At 43.2% G+C, this 723-nt stretch carries 1 protein-coding gene; it reads left to right on the top strand.

Annotation, left to right across the window (positions count from 1 at the left end):
* Positions 1-723: VENN motif pre-toxin domain-containing protein (locus tag B6C99_RS12980; RefSeq protein ID WP_173795354.1), on the top strand; the 723-nt coding region annotated here is incomplete at both ends.

Raw genomic sequence — 723 nt, 5'->3', positions numbered from 1 at the left:
AAATCATTCGTGACCAAGATAAACAAACACAAGATATTAATGAACTCAGTCATGATACCGAAAATGCCCATAGCAAACTCAAACCAATCTTTAATAAAGAGGATGAGCAGACCAGACTAAACATTGTTACTAGCTTAAAAGAGTTAGGCGAACAGGTTAAAGAGCTCGAACGCACTATTCATAAAGATGCCGGTAAAGACTCACAAGATGGCAAAATGGGCAATGACTTTAGTAAAGGCGTTGACTCTGCTGTATCAATTATTACCGGCATTATCACCGGTGATATGACCGGCGGTCTTGCTGGCGCCAGTGCACCATGGCTAGCTGAGCAGATAAAGATACAAGCCGGTGATAACGAAACCGCGAGGTTAGTTGCTCATGCAATACTTGGTGCGGTAGTGGCTGAGCTACAAGGCAACTCAGCATTATCTGGTGGAGCGGGTGCAGTGGTGGGTGAAGTTGCGGCAGATATCATCCGCAAACAACTGTATGGCAAAGAAGTCAAAGATTTAACCGAAGCAGAAAAACAAACCATTAGCGCACTATCTCAACTAGCATCCGGCCTTGCGGTAGCTGCCGGCGGTGGTAATTTTGGCGATGCCAGTGCGGCTATTAGTAGCAGTAAAAATGCGGTTGAGAATAATTATTTAAACTCAGATGAGCATCAAACCAAAAAAGGTTTAGAATACAAAGAAAGAAAAGGCATATTAACAGATGAAGAAA

It is taken from the genome of Gilliamella sp. N-G2 (assembly GCF_002142215.1).
GTDB lineage: Bacteria > Pseudomonadota > Gammaproteobacteria > Enterobacterales > Orbaceae > Gilliamella.
This window is presented reverse-complemented; position numbering and strand designations above follow the sequence as displayed.